Annotated in this window: 1 protein-coding gene; it reads left to right on the top strand. The window is 66.3% G+C overall.

What is annotated here, in order from left to right; genetic code table 11:
- The first annotated feature begins 1 nt into the window (after window position 1).
- On the top strand, window positions 2-1,192 hold the full coding sequence (gene tuf, locus AAIL17_RS18200) for an elongation factor Tu (RefSeq protein WP_424684239.1): 1,191 nt from the start codon (window positions 2-4) through the stop codon (window positions 1,190-1,192).
- Window position 1,193 lies beyond the last annotated feature (1 nt).

Here is a 1,193-nt window from a genome sequence, read left to right as displayed (position 1 = left end):
CATGGCAAAGGGTAAATTCGAACGCACCAAGCCGCACGTGAACGTGGGCACGATCGGCCACGTGGACCACGGCAAGACGACGCTGACGGCGGCGCTGACCAAGGTGGGCGCCGAGCGTTTCGGTGGCGAGTTCAAGGCCTACGACGCGATCGACGCGGCGCCGGAAGAGAAGGCGCGCGGCATCACGATCTCGACCGCGCACGTGGAATACGAGTCGCCGACCCGCCATTACGCGCACGTCGACTGCCCCGGCCACGCCGACTACGTGAAGAACATGATCACCGGTGCGGCGCAGATGGACGGCGCGATCCTGGTGTGCTCGGCCGCCGACGGCCCGATGCCGCAGACGCGCGAGCACATCCTGCTGTCGCGCCAGGTGGGCGTGCCCTACATCGTCGTGTTCCTGAACAAGGCCGACATGGTCGACGATGCCGAGCTGCTCGAGCTGGTCGAGATGGAAGTGCGCGAGCTGCTGAGCAAGTACGACTTCCCGGGCGACGACACCCCGATCATCAAGGGTTCGGCGCTGAAGGCGCTGGAAGGCGACCAGTCGGAGATCGGCGTGCCGGCGATCATCCAACTGGTGGACGCGCTGGACAGCTACATCCCCGAGCCGGTGCGTGCGATCGACAAGCCGTTCCTGATGCCGGTGGAAGACGTGTTCTCGATCTCCGGCCGCGGCACCGTGGTGACCGGCCGTATCGAGCGCGGCATCATCAAGGTCGGCGACGAAGTGGAAGTGGTGGGCATCCGTGACACCCAGAAGACCACGGTCACCGGCGTGGAAATGTTCCGCAAGCTGCTGGACCAGGGCCAGGCGGGCGACAACGCCGGTCTGCTGCTGCGCGGCCTGAAGCGCGACGACGTCGAGCGTGGCCAGGTGCTGGCCAAGCCGGGCACGATCACCCCGCACACGAACTTCGAGGCGGAGGTGTACGTGCTGAGCAAGGACGAGGGTGGCCGTCATACCCCGTTCTTCAAGGGCTACCGTCCGCAGTTCTACTTCCGCACCACGGACGTGACCGGCGCGGTCACGCTGCCGGAGGGCGTGGAGATGGTCATGCCGGGCGACAACATCAAGATGACGGTGGAGCTGATCCACCCGATCGCGATGGACGAGGGCCTGCGCTTCGCCATCCGCGAAGGCGGCCGCACCGTCGGCGCCGGCGTGGTGGCCAAGGTCATCAAGTAAG

The organism is Frateuria sp. YIM B11624 (assembly GCF_049727805.1).
GTDB lineage: Bacteria > Pseudomonadota > Gammaproteobacteria > Xanthomonadales > Rhodanobacteraceae > Frateuria_A.
Note: the sequence above shows the minus strand (reverse complement) of the source record. Positions and strands in the feature narration are given on the sequence as shown.